Origin of the sequence: Chryseobacterium sp. 2987 (assembly GCF_031456375.1) — a bacterium.
Lineage (GTDB): Bacteria > Bacteroidota > Bacteroidia > Flavobacteriales > Weeksellaceae > Chryseobacterium > Chryseobacterium vaccae.
In genome coordinates this window covers 87850-108622 of sequence record NZ_JAVDUN010000012.1, presented here as the reverse complement: position 1 = coordinate 108622, position 20773 = coordinate 87850, and the positions used below count along the sequence as shown (strand labels likewise).

The following is a 20773-nucleotide window of genomic DNA, read 5'->3' as shown; positions in this document are numbered from 1 at the left end:
AAGAAACAGTCTAAAACCACGGAATACTTCCAGAACAATAAAGTGATAGAAACGATAACGGATTATACGTACTCTGATACGGATATCAATAAGCCTATCAATCTGAAGAACGCTACAACAACGTCTTCTGACGGTACCACCCAGCAAACTTCCTATCAGTATGCTCACGATAAGGGAAGCCAGCTGATGATTGATAAAAATATGATTGATATTCCGCTGGAAACGCAGGTTACCCAGACGATTGGAAATATCACCAAGACATTGTCTAAGACAGAAACGATCTATCCTTCATCTTTACCACACGCTGTAGCCGGAAACCTTGTTCTGCCATTGTCTCTCCAGTCTTACGATACACAGAATCCGTCAGCAGCACGCACAGAGGTTACCTATGACCGATACGACAGCAAAGGAAATATCTTGCAATACACAACCAAAGACGGAGTTCCTGTAAGTGTTGTCTGGGGCTATAACAAAACGCTGCCTATTATTAAAATTGAAGGGGTTACTTACAGCCAGATTGAAAATATGATTTCAACGTATATAGCCGATTCTGATGCAGATGCATTGGATCCTACTAAAGAACCATTGCTGCTTATCGGTTATCAAAGGCTTCGGAAAGATTTATCTCTGGCTGGAAAACTCATTACTACTTACAGCTATGATCCGCTGATTGGAGTAACCAGCATTACCCCGCCATCAGGAATCCTTGAGAAATATGTTTATGATTCTGCTAACAGACTTCAAAAAGTAGAGGATGTTAACGGCAAAATCATCAAAGAATACCAATACCACTATAAAAATTAATAACGATGAAAAAATACATAATCCCGATAGGTACCCTGCTGGTCTCAGGCTTAGCCCAGGCTCAGCTTACCGATACAGAAAATTACGTGCAGTCCAAGACATACCTTGATTATAACGGAGCAGGCGAGCCTTCCAAAACCGTAGAAACCGTCCAGTATATTGACGGTCTCGGAAGGCCCAAGCAAGTAGTTAATGTAAAAGCCTCTCCCCTGGGAAGAGACGTGGTTACCCATATTACCTACGATGAGTTTGGCAGACAGGTTAAAGATTACCTTCCCGTTCCCCAGGGAGGAACTTTAAACGGAGCTATCATTGCTGATCCATTGGTCTATGCGACAAGCACACCTTACGGAGCTGAGAAAATCTATGCAGAGAAAGTGTTTGAAAATTCACCTTTAGACCGGATTTTGAAACAGAAACAGGTAGGAACTGCATGGACTGATAAGCCAGTTAAATTCGATTATGATGCCAATAGTAATGAAGACTATGTAAGGAAATACCAAACCACCACAACATGGACAGACGGGAGAACCCAGACCTCCGTTCAGCTTACACAGTATTTTGGTCCTTCACAGCTCTATAAAAACACCGTTACCGATGAAGATGGCAATAAAACCATAGAATTTAAGAACGGAAAAGGTCAGGTCATTTTGGTGAGAAAGGTATTAAATGCCTCAGAGAATGCAGATACCTATTATGTGTATAACGAATATGACCAGCTGGCTTTTGTGATTCCTCCTTTAGCGTCTGCCCCAACCGTAGAGCCGGCCACAATGGAAAACCTTTATTACCAATACCGTTATGATGGCAAAAACCGTCTGGTAGAAAAGAAGCTTCCGGGAAAAGGCTGGGAATACATGGTGTATGATAAAGCAGATCGTCTGGTTCTCACCCAGGATGCTAATTTAGAGCAGAAAAACGAATGGCTGCTCACGAAATATGATTCCTATGGCCGGGTTGCTTATACTGCGATCATTGCAGGAGGAAGCAGGAGCAGTATGCAGGCTCAGGCAGACCCTAATTTAATTGTAGAAAAGAGACATTCCGGAGGATTTACCCAGGATGGGATGAATGTTCAGTATACGAATGATTATTTTAATGTTCTTAAAAAAGTTCTGAGTGTCAACTATTATGATACTTATCCCCAGTACAGCTTTAATCCTTCTTTTCCATCATCCATTGAAGGAGAAACTGTTCTGACTGATACCCCTTCCTTAGATGGAAGAAGTACCACAGGACTTCCGGTGATGATTCTGGTAAAGAACATCGAAGATGATAACTGGACCAAAAGCTATTCCTATTATGATAACAAAGGAAGAGTTATTGGAACTCACTCTATCAATCATTTAGGAGGTTACACCCACAGTGAATCCAAACTGGATTTCGCAGGAACCGTTCAGAAATCTGTAACAAGGCATAAAAGGTTAAGCACCGATACCGAAAGAGTGATTACAGAAAATTTCACGTACGATCATCAGAACAGGCTGCTCGTTCATAAGCATCAGATAGACAATAATCCTGAAGAGATTCTGGCCCAGAACAGCTACAATGAGCTTTCCCAGCTGGATGTTAAGAAGGTTGGAGGGACCAATGTCGGATCACCATTACAGACGATTAACTATCTGTATAACATCAGGGGATGGATGACCCAAATCAATGATCCTACGAATCTGGGCAATGATCTGTTTGGTTATAAGATCAACTATAACCAGGTAGAAGGACAGCAGACCCCGAACAATGATTACAGCAGCTTACAGGTAAAGCCTAAATTCAACGGTAACATTGCAGAAGTATCCTGGAAAACATTAACCGAAGAAAACGAGCCGTTAAAACGCTATGGCTATACCTATGATGGATTAAACCGTCTTTCAGCAGGTTTTTACCAGAAACAGGGTAACGAAACCGCCAAAGAATATTTTGAAATTCCTGAATATGATATGAACGGAAACATTACGAGGCTGAAAAGATCAGGCGCATTGCAGGCAGGAAATACAGCAGCTGTTGTGATTGATGATTTAAGATATGATTATACAGGCAATAAGCTGACTAAGGTGACCGATGCTCAGCAGAATCCATCAGGGTATCCATATCTTGCCTATCCCGGGACAATTGGATATGATAATGATAATGATAATGATAATGGCAGCGGCAATGGGAATATGACCAGTCACCCGGATAAAGGCATTTCTTCAATTCAATATAATTATTTAAATTTACCGAAACAGATTACCCAAAACTCAAATCTCACTCAATATACCTATAGGGCAGATGGAGTAAAAGTAAAGAAGCTCTTTAAGAACCTGGAAACCTATTATTTGGATGGCTTTCAGTATAAATCTACGTTTGGTATAGAATCATGGAATGGAGAAGGAACTTACCATCCCAGCCCCAATGAAGTTCCAGTCTTAAAGCTCAGGATCATCCCTACCTCGGAAGGATATTATGATGCTCTTTTGGACCGTTATGTCTACAATTTCACCGATCATCTAGGAAATGTAAGGTTAAGCTACACAGATAAAAGCGGAGATGGAATTATCCAGCCAAGAAGATACAATGCAGCTAATTGTACAGGCTGGTTTTGTATAGATGACTGGAGACCTGGAGAAATTGTAGAGGTAAATAGTTATTATCCTTTTGGATTGCTGCATGATTACACAGCAACAACACAGAATGCTTATCAATACAAGTACAACGGCAAAGAGCTACAGGAGACAGGAATGTATGATTATGGTGCGAGGATGTATATGCCGGATTTGGGAAGATGGGGTGTTGTGGATCCGCTGGCGGAAACATCTAGAAGATGGAGCCCTTATACCTATGCCTATAATAATCCGATAAGATTTATTGATCCGGATGGGAGAAAGGGAAAAGATTGGTATCAAAATAATATGACACAAAATATTCACTGGCGTGATGGTAGTGATGAAATTGAAGGTCAAACCAACTTAACGGCTATAAACAACACAAAGGTACTTGGTATTGAAAATGGACAGACTGTTCAGGAATATAATTTAAATTCTGATGGATCATTTACAGTAGATGGAGAGTTGTTCAATAATGGGGAATCGGCGACAACCTTGATAGGTACAACAATTACGAGTAAGCCTGGTTTTGACCTTGGTAAATGGTTATCACATTTAGGAGACGAAGGAGGTAATTATTATACTAACCTAGGAGGAGCGGCACCATTAAATTATGAAAACCCATTTTTTAGAGGTGATATAGATAAAATAGTGAGTTTAGATGGTTTTATGGGAGGAATGGTTAATAGTTTAAGTAGAGGGAACGATCATACAGACAAGGTAAACTTTATGGTAGATTTCATGTCATTAATTGACTTGGGGGTGTCTGCAATAACTGGAAAAAGTAAAAATGACACTGTTTATTTAAGAGATTATACCTTTAACAAAGAAGGAATTCAAGACACTTTGTATCAAACACCTGTAAAGAAGGGTGAAACTTGGAACAATGCTTGGGAAAGAGTTTATAAGACAGCAGATTCAACAAAACGATCTAAATATTAAAAATGAATATGAATAAGTATATTGTAGTATACGTATTTTTGTTTTTGTTTTTTTCATGTAAAAAGCAAAAAAAGGAAAGTTATAGTGATTTAAACTCAACTCAGTATTTTTCAACTGCAACTGATTTAAAAAACTTAACGAATATTGGCAAACATAAAATAAATGATTCCATATATAAAATAATTGGAAAATTTAACGCTTATGATATAGTGGGATATGTGAAACCTAATAACAAAAGGACTGGATGGTGGGAAGCAAAAGACCGTAAGACTAACGAATTAATAGCAAGACTTGAATATCGAATCATCGATAATAAAGAATTTGTTAACCAATTTGTCTTATATCAAAAGGGAAAAATAGATACGTTAAATAGCAAATTTTATAGTTTAAAAAAAACGATAAATTCTATAAAGTATAAATTTTACACGCCAGATCAGCTAAAAGCTGTTCGATCTGAAGGAAAGTTATATTATGGCTATTTTTCTAATGAGGAAGGTAAAAAACATTTAGAATGCAAGTGCACGAAAATTAAGAATTCTTTTGATTGTGAATTTTTGATTCCAATAAATATGAATAAAGAGACAATTATTCGGGGCAATTTTTGGCAAATGTTTCAATTAGAGAATGGAGATATTGGTCAGAACGATATTTATGTATTAGATACCATAAATCAAAAACTTTCAACTTCAACCGTAGAACTTTTAAAGTCAAAATAATAACAAGCCACTCAATGAGTGGCCTGTTGTCTTTTAACGAGGAATTTTGTTCATAGGCTTGCAAAACAGCTATAATCATTAATGTTAAGGTACAATCTGAGGATAAAAATGCTATTAAGTAATTTAAGTTGGAAATATTGATCAAAATTGTCATACAGGAAACAACTATGATGAAATTTCAAATCCTTATGCCAAAGCAAAAATTGATAGTGTAATAAAGGCTAAAAAAAGATAATATGAGAAGCTTGAGTTTTCCGGTTGTGATAACTATTTTATTGTTCCCGTCTTGTAAAAAAGACAAGGAGAACTATATGGAAATAACCAAAACGAATAAAGCAACAACAAAAACAACTTATGAAAAAGGAAATGTTTAGTAATTGAAATTAATAAAAAATAAAAAAATGCATATATTGTTAACCATTTATTTGATGATAACTTTAATCGTAGACGCTTATGTAGTGCGGAATTATATGATTAATATCTCAAATGAAACAAATTTTGAAAATATCACATTACTAATTTTAAGCATATTAGACATTTACTTTACCGTTTTGCTTTTTAAATGGAATAAATGGGGTTTATATGGACTTGGTATTTCCTCATTATTTATGTTTGTTTATAATCTTATTAATGGATCTGGCTTTTTATTATCCCTACTTGGGTTATTTGGTTTTGTTATAATATGTGCTTTATTGTTTTTAAGAAAAGAAGGTAAAAGTGGTTACGAAAATCTACAATAAAATCCAACAATTTATAATTATGAATAATCAAGAACTTATAGAAAAAAGTATTTAGAATCTACAAAAGGGATAAGAAAAGAATGGTTTTTAGTGAAATACCTCTCTGGTATACTTATGTTATAAATCTACCCTTAGATTTACAGATCACTTATCTAACTGTTATATTGGAAAATTAGGTTTTTAATTGAGGGTTTCACCAATATTTTTCGAACTCTTATGACCAATTTACAAACGTAACAATCGAATCCTTAATTGAAATTGGAGTCTTCACAGTAATTGTACAGTGAACTAGTTTAAATGATATTGAATTCCGAAACGCTTTAATGAAAAAGTCTCTTAAGAAATTATACGACGAAGATGTTTTAGAGGAACCTCTTAAAGAATTAGATGATATTTATTATGATGTCGTAGACGAAGATATTGTAGAGCTTTTGGCGGAATATCTCAGAAGAGTTCGGATGATTTTTGAAACCGATTACTAAAAATATGATAACATACAAAGGAATTCAAATAAATGTAGTGGACAATCTTTATATTGAGACAAAAGAATTAGTTTCTTATATTTCTAAAGAGATTAGAGTTGCCATTGGTAATAATCAGTCTGAAGATTATATAGAAGTTATTAAATATATTGTTGATTATATTGTTGATAGTAAGCCAGTTGTGTCTGAAAATCAAAATATTGGTTACTATTCCTGGCTTTTACAATTTAGACTGGGTGAAAATGAATGTTATGATCTGTATGAAGCTAATCTAGACGGTAGTGGATTTAATAAAGGTTGTGATGTAGCAATTGAAGTTGTTAGACAACAATGCGAAATGTGTGGGCAATTGAATCTTATTCCCCGTTTCCCGACATTCAATCAGTTGATTGTTATATCGGATGGTGTTTACGAAGGAAAAGATATTGAGGGAATTCGATATGGTGACTTACCACAAAATCAATGTGGATGGTATCTAATAACAGATGATTATAATGATGATATTAAGACCTTAAAATTGGTGCATTTTTATCATGTGGCTTTTTCACGTCCTGATATTTTGAAATATTTAGCCATACCTTTTGGCTATAGATTTCTGATGCAGGAAGATAATATTGTTATCTCAAAAGATGATGATGTAATTGATACTGTATAAGCAAAAATTAATAAGAGGTAATCTTTTCATAAAACTATCTCTTGTTTTCCCATCCAAAATTATTGCTAATGTATAAACTTATTGAACCTGAAATAACAGCTAGTCTTGGAGACAATGCTGAAATGGATCATTCTTTTTTTCGCCTCTAATAAAAAATCTTCATTATCAGTTTGATGGATGGCTAGGCGACGATATTCTAGAATCTTTTCCATGTTATATCATGACAGAATCATGACAGAAATCTATAGCTGCTGAAAATCTGGGGGGATTAGTTTTGCGGAAGTTCTGATTTCCAAATCAGAAACTTTTTTGGATCTTTATCCTACCAGAGAACTTCCAAATTTCTATTGGGCAAATATACATGGCATTGCTTTTAAAGATGATTTTTTTCTTACAGAGAAAAATATTTTGGCAATTTCAGATAAGGCATATTCTGTATTAGCGAAGCATAATATAAGTAATGCTGACACTGAAAATTTATAACAATTTTTCAGTGATTATTATTTTAAAAAATTTGATTTTCTGATATGAAGCCAGAAACATTAGTAAAAATTCTTGATAGAGATGTAATAGAAGGAAATTTAGATCTATACAAAGATTTATTAGATACAACGCCAGAGGCAAAATATCCAGTGTGGAAAGGTATTTTGCCTATATATATTAACTTCTCTAAAGAAGAAAAAAAAATTTTCTAAACTTTTTAAGGATTGTTGAAATCAACACACTGTCTCACATCCTAGGGATCTTAGACGGGGTTAATTCTGCCGATGGAATCGAAGAAGATTTTATCCTCACTACTGAAAGCAGTGAGGATAGGATAAATGAAAATTTACAAGATCTATTTTTAGAATTGATAGAAGATAAGTAAGAATATAATAACAAATCATCATTTAAGAGGCTGTCTAAAATTGGATGGCCTCTGCTCTTTTTGAAATCTGACTGATAGCATTGATCTTAATCTTTGTAAGTCATTAATCTAACTATATTAATCTTAAACTAATAGAGAAAATTTAGAGAAAATTTGTAAGAGACAATTATAATACGTCAAGTTTTGTCGCTACGCAGGTATAAATTTGTAAAATAATCAAAGAAAACAAAAAGGATTGTTTCAATAAATCTTTTCAAAGTAAAAAGAAGTTGGCGCCATTAATTTAATTTTTTTTGATAAAACAAACAATGAAACTCTTACATGAAAATGCAGATAATTTCGAGCTTGGCAATTATCTGCCCAACCAAAACAAGCTAAACATAACCAAAATATTATATAACATTAAATCAATTTTCTAATTATTTATGAGAAAAAAAATTAACCTTATTATAGCAATGAGCATTGTTACAACCTCGTTGTTATATTCATGTACTTCTGAACTTGAAACAGAAAACCAGCGGGAAAACTCAAAAGAAAACTCAGCCCAATTAGCCTCGAAAGAATCAGCTTGTGAGCTTTTTAGTTCTGCCGTTGAAAGTACAATTATTCCAGGCGTAAAAGCAGTAAATCTTGAAAATGGAATTTCAACAACATGCCATAATAATATATTAATTTTTCCAACTTTACAAGATTATGAAAATTCAATCTTAAAACTTGACCAAATGATTGATGCCCATAACGATGATTTTGACCAACAAACTGCCAGCATGACTGATGTTGAAGCAGATGATTATGCAGATGAAGTCGGATTTAATGAGGATCTGCCATTGCTGAAATTTGAAGAAGAGCTGGGCTTTTGCTCTTTAAGGCAACATATCGAAACTATAGAAGATGAGTGGTTGAGTCAACAAGGTGACGGGCCATGGAACTTGGATTTTAATCCCGATAGTCACTATATTGATGATGAAACGGAAAGAGCATTATTGAGTGTGGGATCTGAGTTTATTATAGGCAATTGTAAAAGCGGTTATACTTATTATAAAAAATTTGATTGGGGGACTGTTGAAATTGAAATTAATGATTTAAGCTCACTTTCCACAGTTATAGCTGCTCTAAATAATATCGTTAGCCCTACAAATATCAATGGAGCTACCTTGGCCCAAGTTACTGAATTAATAAACGCATCTGATACTCCTAATAAAGTAAGCATTAAAGATATTGGTGCGGTAGTAGGTGTAATTGGCCAACAACCTGGCAGCGAATGTAAGGATAACAATAAAGAAAAAGACGAACACATATTTAGTGGAGACAGGAGGATCATATGGAAGCATAAATATGGTAGATTGTTAAATGGAGGCGGTAATGTAGTAATAAGAGCGAAATCTATTACGAAGTCTTACAGAAAGAAGAAAAGTAAATGGAAAAAATACAGGGCGACAATCAGCGCAGGTTTCAGTGGATCGGCATTTGTTATTTGCTCAACTGCTGAATCATTGGACTCTAATACTACTAAAAAGAGAAAGAGGGTAAAACTGATGAAGTATACTGACGATGTTGCTGGAAATAATCAGCAAAAAAGGCTCAAACCAAATGGGTTATTCAGTACACACAAACAAGAAGGAAATTCTTTTCAGAATGACGTCTATTAACATTTACAAAAACATTGGGGAAAATCCCCAATGTTTTATTCATTTTATTATGGGTAATGATCTATTCACAGAGCTGAATTAAAATATTTAGCGGCTGTGCCAAATTCGTGGCAATGTTCATATTGTGAAATATTAATATTTTGATACTCAAAAATATAAGGGGCATAGTTCGAATCCCTCACTCTCTGCAAGGTTTAAATAAAAAAACAAAGAACTAAACGGTTTGAAGTTTTCAACATCTGAGCTACCTGAAGGAAACTATTTTGTTGTAATTAATTACGTTTTTTGGGTAGTTTTTATTATTCTGATTAGACTGTAGGAAACAGTTTTATATCATTTTTAGTTTAGAAAAGCTGCAGCAAAATATAACTGTGGCTGCTAAAATTCTCTTATTTTGTTATATTCTGATTTGTTACAAAATGAATATATTAAATCTGGCAGCAGATAAAAATTTACTTGAACCAAATTTAAGTTCAAAAAAGTATATCTATCCAAAATTCCTCAGATGTAATTCACTGGATATTGTATCATTATCTGGAATTGAATGTATGAAAATGGCTTAAACAGAAGAGTTCAGAATTACTGTATATAAGTAACATTACCTCTATTTGGAGATGTTTTTGGAATGGAATTCCTTGATCCGGAAAATATAGGTGAACTGGGATCTGATTTACAGAACCTCTGGTTATTATATAATTCCGTTTTTGTCATTAATTGCCAAAGTTTTGTGATTTCCCAATTTTCTGCAATAAAGTCTTTTTCAGTGATGTTTTATCGTTCAACGCTTTAAGTATAAGATCGGAACCATGGTAATCAATTGATTAACTGGTATAATTGCATGTGAAAAAAAAGATTGGGATTTTATGATATTGATAACCATATGATTAAAAAAATACGAATGTTAATATTTTATAATATAAGAAATAATGGAGTATCTTTTGCGTTAAATTTGTATAAAACCCTATATGTGCAAAGTCTATTTATTAGCTGTTAAATTAATTTCATTATTTGTCTTATTGGTTATCCTGTTATGCTCTTGTACTTCTTCTGTAGAAAAGGGTAACGATTATCTTTATAAATTTAATGACGAGTCCTTTGCAATGATTAATCAGCCTGAAAAAATCAATGCATTAAAAAAGAGAGAGCTGGAAAAGTATAAGAAAACCGGTGATCGTCTTTATCTGATAAGCAGTGAATATTGTGGCCTATTTACCCATCATGACAAATTTCCCGATACGGAACAAGTTTTCTTGATTTATAAAATTCTGAACCTGAATAATGATCAATATGATTATATAACGATTACCTGTAACTTTAACCTGGCTTATCAGTTTTTGAATATTTCCCCTGCCCAATCCATGGAATTTCTGGATAGAGCCATAGAAATAGATGAAAAAATAGGTAAAATGTACTTATTACCAGATATGTACCACCTGAAAGGCAAATTATATTATGACAGAAAAGATTATAATAAGGCGCTTCTTTATTACAATAAAGCTATGGAATGCTACATCAAAAGAAGGAAAAAGGGTTATATCCTTTATATTGCCTCTATGTACAGCAATCTGGGCACAGTGTATGAAAAGCAAAAAAATATTGATCTGGCCATTGAAAACGCTCAAAAAGCAATTAGTATTTTAAATGAGAAGAAAAAATTAACTTCAGAGGAACAGTATTATCTTCAGTATTTTAAGGGCCCTCTTGCTATTTATCTTACAGAGAAAAAAGATTATGAGCAGGCAGAAAAGTTACTCCTTACAGCACTGGAGCATTACAAAAAAATAGATTTTTATGATGATTCAATCAGTGCTATTCAAAAACTGATTGATATCTACAAAAAATCAGGAGAAAAAGGTAAGTATGCATCAATAATTAATTCTCTGATTGAAATAGAGCCCAAAGCCAACACGCTTCCGTTCAAAATTACAGCTAATAAAATGCTTCAGGACTATTATTCGGAAATAAATGATCTTCAGAATTTAAAATTGGTATCCAAAAACCTGACGGCTTTAGAACATCAGCATGATACCGATTCTAAAGAAAAGTTACAAAAAGTATCTGATTCTTTGTATAATTATGTATTACAAAAGATAGATGAGGAATATGATCGTAAAATGGCCGAAAACAAAAAAAGAAACTGGGCTCTTCTGGCTCTGGCATTATTTACAGTTTTATTTCTGATTTGGCTCATCACGTACACCAAAAAGAAAAATAAAAGAGAAAAGGAACTTCTGGAGCATCAAAAGCTCATCCTGGAGGAAAATAAAAGATTATTGGAAAAGGATGTACAGCTGCATAAAGAAAAAAATAAAAACCTCAACTTAAATCTTAATCTGAAAATAGAAACCGAAAAAGCTCTTCTCGAGAATCTGAAAAAGATAAGAAAAACCAAAAAGACTGATGTAGAGCAGAATTTGAAAGAATTACAATTCAAAATTAATAACCTGATCCAGATCGATAAGAAAAACTATGACTTCATTAATGAAAGTTCATTGGAAAATAAGCTCTTTACGGAGAAACTCTCTCATCAGTTTCCTAGTCTTACAGAGCAGGAGCTTAAATTATGTGTTTATTTTAAGCTCAATCTTTCATCAAAAGAAGTCTCTTTGCTTGAAGGAATTACTTCGGGAAGTGTGAGGGTATATAAAACGAAAATCAAATCAAAAATGGGATTAGAACGAGAGGAAGGATTAAATGAATTTCTAAACACGATATGAGTTATGTTGAATAAAATATAGTAAAACAAAATTAATTCAGTGTATTAGTTATTTTGTTGAAAATCATATTTTAAGATGGGACATGTTAAAAAGATAGCTGTCCTGTTTTTATTTTTTTTGTATTTTTATTGAAAGGAAAAATGTCTTTTTTAGCCATGAAATGTTTTATTCAATCCTATTATGAGTAAAAATATTATAACAGTTCCGTCTATACACGAGGTGCTTCAGGATAATAAAAAACGGAAATCTATTTTTGCCGGATGCATTGCTGTGTTCATGATGGCTAATGTGCTTTTGGATTATTTATATACACTTTTTCAAAAGAGTACATTTTATATTTCAGAATCTTTTTTATTCAGTGCTTCTTACTGGATTTTGTTTTTTCCTTTGTGGGCCTTACTCTCTGCCGGGCTGAAAAAAATGAATAGTGTCGCATTGAAGTTGGCCGTAACGCTTGCAGTCATTACATTTCATCTGCTTCTTTATCCCGCATTAGTCTGGTTTTTATCCGAAATATGGTATGATCATACATTTCCTTATCAACAGACGTTCAACTTTGCATTGTCGGCTTATTTTATCAAAACAGTACTTGTGTATGGCTTTTCATTGGTGGCATGGATGCTGTTGAGTAAAAATATAAACCAGCCACAAGCAGATGAAGAAACCTGTCAACAAAACTTTATCCGTTCAATTATCGTTACAGATCATAATCATCAAAAACTGGCCTTGGCTATCAGTGATATTTTGTATTTTTCAGCTAACTCACCCTATATTAACATACATCATCTTTCAAAAAAATATCTGTTGACAAGCACTTTAAGATCGTTAGAAACACAATTGGACCCTACACAGTTTGTCCGAATCCATAAATCAAGTATTATCAATATTCAAAAAGCTGTTTCCTACAAATCCCGGTTAAACGGAGATTACGATGTTACTCTCTCAGATGGTGCGGTTTTACGCATCAGCCGTAATTATGCATCAGATTTTAAAATGAAATTTGGAACGATTCATGGGGAGAATAAAACATTCCCATCAGTTATCAACTGAACAAAAATCAGAAATATAAATACCCCTCAGGTTACGGTAAAATTACCTCATTTCACGATATTCTATTTGTAAGAGAATGAATTACAGGATTTCTTTGCTGAAAATTCTGTACAATGAAAAATCTGATGATCTGCAAAACAATTTTTCTTCTGTTGTTGTTTATTGCCTGCGATGGACAAACCAATAATACTATAAAGAAAAATAATAAAACGGTGGGAGGTAGCTGTGATGGCTGCGAACTGATGTACATAGGTATGCCGGAAAAAATATCTTCCATAGAAACCAGTCCCGGCTGGGATGAAACCGGGCAAAAATTAGTAGTTACCGGAACTGTTTTTCAGCTGGATGGGAAAACCCCTGCGCCTGATGTTATTATATATTATTGGCAGACAGATCATACAGGTCATTACACGCTTACAAATGATATGGATGAGAGAACAAAACGTCACGGTCATATCAGGGGTTGGGTAAAGACTGATGCAGAGGGAAAATATACAATTAAGACGATCCGTCCTGCCCCTTATCCTGATGACGTTCTGCCTGCCCATATTCATTTATCCATTAAAGAGCCTGATGTGAAGAATGAATATTATACAGATGAAATTAATTTTGATGATGACAAACTGCTTATTCCCTACAAAAAGAAACATCCTCTTGAAAATCGCGGAGGGAGCGGTGTTGTAAGAATTCTTTTAAAAAACAATGTGCAGATAGCTGAACACGATATCGTACTTGGATTGAATATTCCGGACTATCCCAAAAAATTGAAAACATCAAAAAGATCGGGTTTGAATATTGGTGAAGATCAGCCTTCATTTATTCCTTTTCATGCATACGGTTTGGATAAGGGAACACAAACCTGTCCTGTATGCAAATATGGACGCTATCACGGTATTTTATATTTTGTAGGAAATCAACCGGACCGGAATGAAATAAAAAACTGGCTGTGGTTTTTGGAACAGGAAAGCGAAAAGAGAAAAAAGCATCTGAAGGTTTATTTTATATATGGAGATGAAAAAAACTATAATAAGCAGTCCAGGCAGGCAGAATTGGAAAAGCTGGGAATGGAGCTGCACATTAAAAATATGGCTTTAACTTTTGTTCCTTCATTTACGGACAAAACAACTGAAGCTTATCTGAACAAAATAAATCCTGAGGTTAAAAATACTTTTATCATCTACAAACACAGGAGTATTGTTGATAAATACATTGATCTGCAACCAACATCTGAAAATTTTAAAAAACTTTCCGATGCGCTCAACAATACACAGGGCGACTACTTTGATCTTCCGGAAACGGAATATGAATAATTTAGGTAAATGAAAAATGGCCGGAAAAAGCTCCGGCCATTCTGTAAAATTCACTGTTTTTATTTTACTTTTTAATTCCCTTTATGGTTTGTTTGGTTCCGTCTGTCATTTCTACAGTTAAGAAATAAACTCCGGAGTTAAGATCTGAAAGACTCAACTGGGCGGCTGGTTTTTCTATTGTTTTAAGTACTCTTCCTGAGGCATCAGAAACTGTTACATTTTTCACTTTTTCTATCTGAGAAATCATAACGATATCAGTGAACGGATTAGGAGAGATTTGTACTGTATTTTGCTTTGTTTTCACTTCGCTGGTTGCCAGATTTCCTGCTACCACTTTCAGGTCATCTATTCCAAGATACCATGGAGCTCCTGTAGACGAAACATCTAGGGCAAAGTAATAAACACCTGTAGTAGGAGGGGTAAACGTTACAGAATATGGAACATAGGTGGTGGTTCCTATATCAGGAGTGATAAATGTTCCCAAATCAGTTGCTCCGGTTATCGCCTGTTGTGTATTTACTCTTACATTTCCTGTATATCCAATATAGCTGCTCGTTGTACCTCCTGTATTATAGTTGAAGGCAAATGTATAAGTCGTACCACCTGTCATATTGAAACCCGGTGTCCATAACTGGCTTGCAGTGGTGTTACCGTATGGTATTCTCATATAATTAGGCGCTGATTTTGGAGTGTTGTAGGAAGTGGAGTTGGAGGATACCCATGCTTTGGTTCCGGTAACATTCAGCCAGCATGTTGGTACAGGTCCAACGCTTGTCATACTGTCGAAATTCTCAGTCCATGGAAGGTTAATAGCTCCGCAAAGGGTTGAGAAAGTAAATGGTTTCCATAGCCCTTTAACTCCGCCGCAATTGGATCTCACCCATAAATAATAGGTTGTGACAGCATTCAACCCCGGAATATTTACCGTTGTTACTCCTGCACCTACAGAACCCATAGGAGAAGGATTTTCCGTTGGAGGAGTAGAGTTTGTAGAATAATAATAGTCGTAACCGTCAGAAGGTGCTGAAGTCGGTGCATTCCAGCTGATTTGGGCAGATTGTGAAGTTGGTACCGCTGTAATGTTGGTTGGTGACTGACACGCCGGAACAAAACTAGAGGATACAGCAAAGATATTAGGGATTCCGGTTCCTCCTGTTTTAGCAATCGTAATGCTTTGAATGATTTTACTCTGATTCGCTGCATCCAGTACCAGCTCTTTCTGATACAATCTTGGATTGGTCCCGCCTGCAGGATCTGTGGCATTGTCTGTAAGACTTACTCTTCCTATTCCCTGAATAGCAAAGCCTGTTGCTCCATACCAATCCGATAAAGCAATTCCCGTAAAGACTTGGTTAGAGCCGTCTGAGAAATTAACAGTAGCCGATACCGTAGATGTTCCGCTTCCGCTTGTTGCAAGAAGGTAGAGCTTTAATGCAGCGGAAGGTGTTGCCAGGGTAAGTGTTCCCGAATCATTAGTTGCAGCAAGACGCAATGAATTGTTTGCATCCAGAGACGCCAGCTGATACGATAATCCCGGAGTAGCAGCTACAACAGAATTGATCACTCCATTTACCGGAATTCCGAAATTAATAGGAGTGCTTGAAGAAGTAAGCTGAAAGTTTCTGGCTACAAATGCATAGCTCACCCCATCCACATCTGAAGTAGTGGTGGTACTGGCAGCTCCGATGCCGTTGGCAATAACATCAGCTGTAAATCCTGATTGAATCTGCAGACTTTGATAATCCTGTGCGGAAAGCGCAGTGCATGAAAAAGCCATGACCCCTACGGATAGGGCAGTGAGTAGTTTTCTTCTCATATTTTAACGTTTTAAAAGATTTTCATTATGGTTGTTTAGTTTCATGTTACCATTTTTTATCAAAAAATTCACATGAATCTTTTTCAAATATAGATTGTTTGATTATAAAGATATAATTGTATTTTGTCATTTTATTAATAAAAAAATAACATAATAAAATATTTTGATTCAATAAAATTCAATATACGTTATAGTATTCTGAATATTTAAAATGTGTACTGAGAGAAATTAATGCTGCATTCTGATTTAAAATAGTAAAAAACAAAACCTCCAGATTCTTGATCTGAAGGTTTTTCAAAATGGCCTATAATCGTCGGAATATATTTATATTCGTTTGTTATAGTAATAAATACTTTTCAGTTTTTCCCGGTTTATCCGGATGATATCTCCGTTTTTAGTTTTGTGTTTCTTCTGCAGAGGTTTTCCGTGAACAGAAATCGCCTCTGTTTCAATGAGCCGGTTTAATTGGGAGGAGGAAATAGCCAGCCCAATCCGGATAACAGAAGAAAATCTGAGGTTAAACTCAAAAGGATACCGGATGGTAAAGGTTACTGTTTCACAGTCTTCATTTATAATATCTTCTAAAGTAATGGAGTTGTGCAACACATCATATTTTACACTCTCCAGGTCAGCTTCGGTATTGTTTTTTCGTCTCATTTCTTGAGAAAAAGCGTATTCCCAGGCTGTTTCCGGGTCATTGGCCATAAATTTTTTATACAACTCCATGTTAATTGATTCTGCTCTGATACGTGAAAAGATGGTCATATTATACGTGTTGCTGCATTTTATGCATCTGTAGATGAGCCAGATATCAATATTTTTTTTCTGGGCGTTTATTCTGAATTTTTCACTGCAGTAAAATTTTGTGCTGTCGCAATGGCTGCATCTTTTTTTGAGAAGGGGAGTGTTCCTTGCTTTAATCTCCCATATATGTTCTGTACTCATTATAACGGTCTAGCTTAGTATTCTTTGATAATTTTGACCCATTATTCACTGTATACTGTTTTTGCAGAATTGCAGCAGCTAAAACATGAATAGCAGATGCCACCGCCTTTGACAGTACAATAAATAATAGAATGAAATGAAATAAAGCCCGGACAGAATTACCCGGACAAAAGAATGATCAGCTGCAGTAAATGAAGCTGATACTAAGCGGTAATAATAAGTTTAAGAGTGGTCCTCAAAATAGGTTGTTTTACTTTTACAAGGTGAAAATAGTCAATTTACCTGAAACTTTAAAGGCTTATTGATGATTTTATTATGGTCAGGAAGCTTTTTTCATGGCTTTATCGGATATTTACTGCTATAACAAGACAAAAATTACTTTAACTTTGTCAATTGAATGATATATGCCGGATACTGAACCTGGTACCAATGGCAGAATCATTTAAAAACTAATACTGAGTGACTTAAAATTTAGCGGATAAAACAATTATGAAATATAAGTTCTTAAATTTTAAATTGAGGAAAATTGTTCATTATTCATTGATTCTGTGTATTTTACTGATACAGGTTATTATAGCGGTATTTTTTTACACCGAATCTGTCAATGGAAAAAAACTGAAGTTTATTAAAGACCAGCTGGAGGACAGCAGGGCATTGGGAGGTCTGACTGATAACTCAAGAAGAGACTTTATGGATGCACAGAAGTACTTCCAGAAATATATGGCAACCCAGGACGATAAAGACCTGAAACTCTATTTTGAAGCACTTAAAAAGCTGAAGAATAATTTTGATAAAATTAATCAGTATGAAAACATCAATCCAAGGTTGAAAACTAATCTGGCACGGCGGAAAAAAGATACAATGGAAGTTGTAAAGCTTAAAACCTTAATAGATTCCGTATACCAGTCTTCTAAGAATCCACCGGCTAAAATTGAAGATAAGCAATATGAACCTAAGAAATATAAAAATAACTTCGAAAACCTGAGTATAGAAACCAAAACCTATTCTGATACTGTTAAAAAGAAAGGCTTTATGGGAAGGTTGAAAGATGCCATAACGGGGAAAGTTGAGGTGAAAAAAGAAAGCACAGTAATTACCCTTACCAATAATAAAACCGTTGATCTGCCCGGGCTGAAATCAGAAATGGATAGTACCATGAAGTCAATGGATAAGCATTATGCAGGTGAAGTACAGAAAATTAAGCTGTATGCAGTTAAAAGCCAGAAGGATAATATGCATTTTTACACCAATTTCGGGAAACTGCTGATATACAGCAACGGTCTGATTGACGTATATGATAATGCCATTAAGGATTTTAAGTCTGAACTGGAAAAAGAATACAATGAGCAGAGCTCGGCCAATAATAAGATCAGAAAGTATCTGGTATTGGGATTAATGGTGTTGATGTTCATTGTATCCATCCTGATTATGTATTTTACAAGAGTTGCATTTATCTATGAAAGAAAACTTAACGCGGCCAATGATGAAATTAAAAGAAACCTTAATTTCAAAAACAGGATACTGGGAATGCTCAGTCATGACTTGAGATCACCACTGAAGATTATTAATATTTTTATTGATAAGATCTACAGAACAACAAAAGATGATACGATAAAAGATTATCTCCAGTCCATTAAATTTACCAATAGCACCCTGTTGCTACAGTCTAACCAGATTCTGGAATACACCAAAAATCAGGATGCAGATAAGAAGCTCATCAACACGGTCTTTGATCTTAAAAATGAAATCAATTCTATTGTAAAGGTTATTACACCTTACATAGAAACCCGAAATAATAAATTTGTTGTAACAGACAGGATTCCTGAAAATCTGACCGTGTATTCAGATAATATAAAGATCAATCAGGTATTTATGAATATTCTTGGAAACGCCAATAAGTTTACAGAAAACGGACAGATTGATCTTTCCCTGATTACAGAACCGGCAGGTGAAAATAAAATTTCTCTGATCACTACGGTAACCGATACGGGAGTCGGGATATCAGAAACAGATGTTAAGAAAATTTTTGAACCGTATTATCAGGGAATTGTGTCTGATGAAATTGACAACCTTGGAGCCGGTTTAGGATTAAGTTTATGCAAGGAAATCGTAGAGCTTTTTAATGGTGAAATATCTGTGACAAGCAAGCTTTATAAAGGAACAACCATAACATTCAGAATGAATTTAAATATCAATAATAATGGAAATGCCAATTGAAAACAGGGAAATTAATTTCCTTTTAGCGGATGATCACAGCATTGTAAGGCAGGGAATGGAAATCGTTGTCAGTGATATTGCTCCTAACGCCAGAATTTATCATACCTCATCCTTGCAGCAAATTGTAGAGCTGATAAAAACCAAGGAGATAGAAATGGCCATTATTGATGCTCATTTTCCGGAAGGAAACAGCCTGCATAGCATATCACAAATGAAGACTGTAAATCCTGATATTAAAATTTTAATCTTTACAGGGCTTGAAGAAGATCTGTATGCACTTAAATTCATAAAAGCAGGAGCCAATGGCTATCTGAGTAAACTGAGTGAAGAAGAGGACGTAAGAGAAGCCGTTTCGAAATTTATACAGAACGGAGAGTACTTTTCTGAGACTTTACGAAACTTACTGGTTCAGTTTGTCTACAATCCGAGTCTCATCAATCCGCTAAGCAGTCTTACCAAAAGAGAACTGCAGATCGCTGAAATGTATGCAGAAGGATATGGAAATCTTGAAATATCCAATGATTTGGGCATCAAACAGAATACAGTGAGCACTATTAAAAAAAATATATTTGAAAAATTAAAAATAGAAAATCTGGTTGAGCTGATCGATCTCATCAAAACCCATCATAAAATATAGAATTTCATCTTCAATTTTTATCATCAGAACCGTTTTATCGATAAATATCTATGCTGTTATCGACAGGTATCGATGGAAATTATAGTGCATCCTGTTTTGTAATGTTGTTACTTTGTACCAAGAAAATTTACTAATAAAAACATTAAGTCAATCAAGATATATGTGAAATAGTAAATGATCGCTTGCTAATAGAATAATAAACACAAATTATATAAAGAGCACAAATGATGAAAACGCAAGTGATGAGATGAATAGATGTGTATGCTTGACCTTAGAGTCCGCTTCTTGAAAGCTATTATTAAAAAAACACAAATTAATATAAAGAAGTTTAATTGGTCTTTTTAGGTTAATACTACAGTTAAAAAGGGAGCAGCTGCTCCCTTTTTTATTTTTATAATTATCCCGGTTAGAAGGAAATACGACAATTTTTACGCTTCTGCTTCCTAAATCGATCAATCAAACCTATTACCTCATTTTATCCTTAGCTAGTGTAAATTTCTGTTTTTTCAAAGCTGTAAGTTTAGATAAGGTCTTTGTATTTCTAAGATAAACTAAGCGCCCTTGTTTATCTTAAAAACCCCCGGCGATTAATTATAAAAATGAGTTTTTCTCCAATTTTTACAGGTGGCTCCATTACTTTTAA

At 34.6% G+C, this 20773-nt stretch carries 14 protein-coding genes and 1 pseudogene; 13 read left to right on the top strand and 2 right to left on the bottom strand.

All coding sequences use genetic code 11. From position 1 onward, the window contains the following. From J2Y40_RS22770 to J2Y40_RS22720, 11 genes and pseudogenes are all read left to right on the top strand, one after another. Positions 1-804: pseudogene (locus tag J2Y40_RS22770) on the top strand (hypothetical protein); the annotation flags it as partial. Positions 805-809: 5 nt separating this feature from the next. Further along, positions 810-4328, top strand: coding sequence for a DUF6443 domain-containing protein (locus tag J2Y40_RS22765; RefSeq protein ID WP_310001585.1), 3519 nt, complete (start codon positions 810-812; stop codon positions 4326-4328). Positions 4329-4336: 8 nt separating this feature from the next. After that, positions 4337-5044, top strand: a complete 708-nt coding sequence (locus tag J2Y40_RS22760) for a hypothetical protein (RefSeq protein ID WP_310001583.1) — start codon at positions 4337-4339, stop codon at positions 5042-5044. Between the two features lie 428 nt (positions 5045-5472). Beyond that, the gene (locus J2Y40_RS22755) at positions 5473-5784 is read left to right on the top strand and encodes a hypothetical protein (protein ID WP_310001581.1); all 312 of its coding nucleotides are present in this window, start codon (positions 5473-5475) and stop codon (positions 5782-5784) included. 323 nt (positions 5785-6107) lie between these two features. Then, positions 6108-6266 carry a hypothetical protein gene (locus tag J2Y40_RS22750; protein WP_310001579.1) on the top strand — a complete coding sequence of 53 codons (159 nt, stop codon included), beginning with the start codon at positions 6108-6110 and terminating at the stop codon, positions 6264-6266. A gap of 4 nt (positions 6267-6270) precedes the next feature. Further along, a complete protein-coding gene (locus J2Y40_RS22745) occupies positions 6271-6921 on the top strand; it encodes a hypothetical protein (RefSeq protein ID WP_310001577.1) in 651 nt (216 codons plus the stop codon). 527 nt (positions 6922-7448) lie between these two features. Then, on the top strand, positions 7449-7616 hold the full coding sequence (locus J2Y40_RS22740; RefSeq protein WP_310001575.1) for a hypothetical protein: 168 nt from the start codon (positions 7449-7451) through the stop codon (positions 7614-7616). Positions 7617-8214: 598 nt separating this feature from the next. After that, a complete protein-coding gene (locus J2Y40_RS22735) occupies positions 8215-9438 on the top strand; it encodes a hypothetical protein (RefSeq protein WP_310001573.1) in 1224 nt (407 codons plus the stop codon). A 965-nt stretch (positions 9439-10403) separates the two neighbouring features. Continuing rightward, on the top strand, positions 10404-12155 hold the full coding sequence (locus J2Y40_RS22730; RefSeq protein WP_153391502.1) for a tetratricopeptide repeat protein: 1752 nt from the start codon (positions 10404-10406) through the stop codon (positions 12153-12155). Between the two features lie 180 nt (positions 12156-12335). Then, positions 12336-13205, top strand: coding sequence for a LytTR family DNA-binding domain-containing protein (locus tag J2Y40_RS22725; protein WP_153391504.1), 870 nt, complete (start codon positions 12336-12338; stop codon positions 13203-13205). A gap of 113 nt (positions 13206-13318) precedes the next feature. Next, a complete protein-coding gene (locus J2Y40_RS22720; RefSeq protein WP_153391506.1) occupies positions 13319-14515 on the top strand; it encodes an intradiol ring-cleavage dioxygenase in 1197 nt (398 codons plus the stop codon). Between the two features lie 64 nt (positions 14516-14579). Here J2Y40_RS22720 and J2Y40_RS22715 read toward each other — a convergent pair whose 3' ends face one another. Both J2Y40_RS22715 and J2Y40_RS22710 read right to left on the bottom strand, forming a co-directional pair. After that, entirely contained in the window at positions 14580-16331 is a 1752-nt protein-coding gene (locus J2Y40_RS22715) for a T9SS-dependent choice-of-anchor J family protein (protein WP_153391508.1), read from the bottom strand. 324 nt (positions 16332-16655) lie between these two features. Next, on the bottom strand, positions 16656-17276 hold the full coding sequence (locus J2Y40_RS22710; protein WP_153391510.1) for a DUF1062 domain-containing protein: 621 nt from the start codon (positions 17274-17276) through the stop codon (positions 16656-16658). Positions 17277-17765: 489 nt separating this feature from the next. Here J2Y40_RS22710 and J2Y40_RS22705 point away from each other — a divergent pair, with 489 nt between their 5' ends. Next, entirely contained in the window at positions 17766-19493 is a 1728-nt protein-coding gene (locus J2Y40_RS22705) for a HAMP domain-containing sensor histidine kinase (RefSeq protein ID WP_310001566.1), read from the top strand. Beyond that, positions 19477-20130, top strand: coding sequence for a response regulator transcription factor (locus tag J2Y40_RS22700; RefSeq protein ID WP_185151917.1), 654 nt, complete (start codon positions 19477-19479; stop codon positions 20128-20130). Before J2Y40_RS22705 ends, J2Y40_RS22700 begins: the two co-directional genes overlap by 17 nt. Positions 20131-20773: the final 643 nt, after the last annotated feature.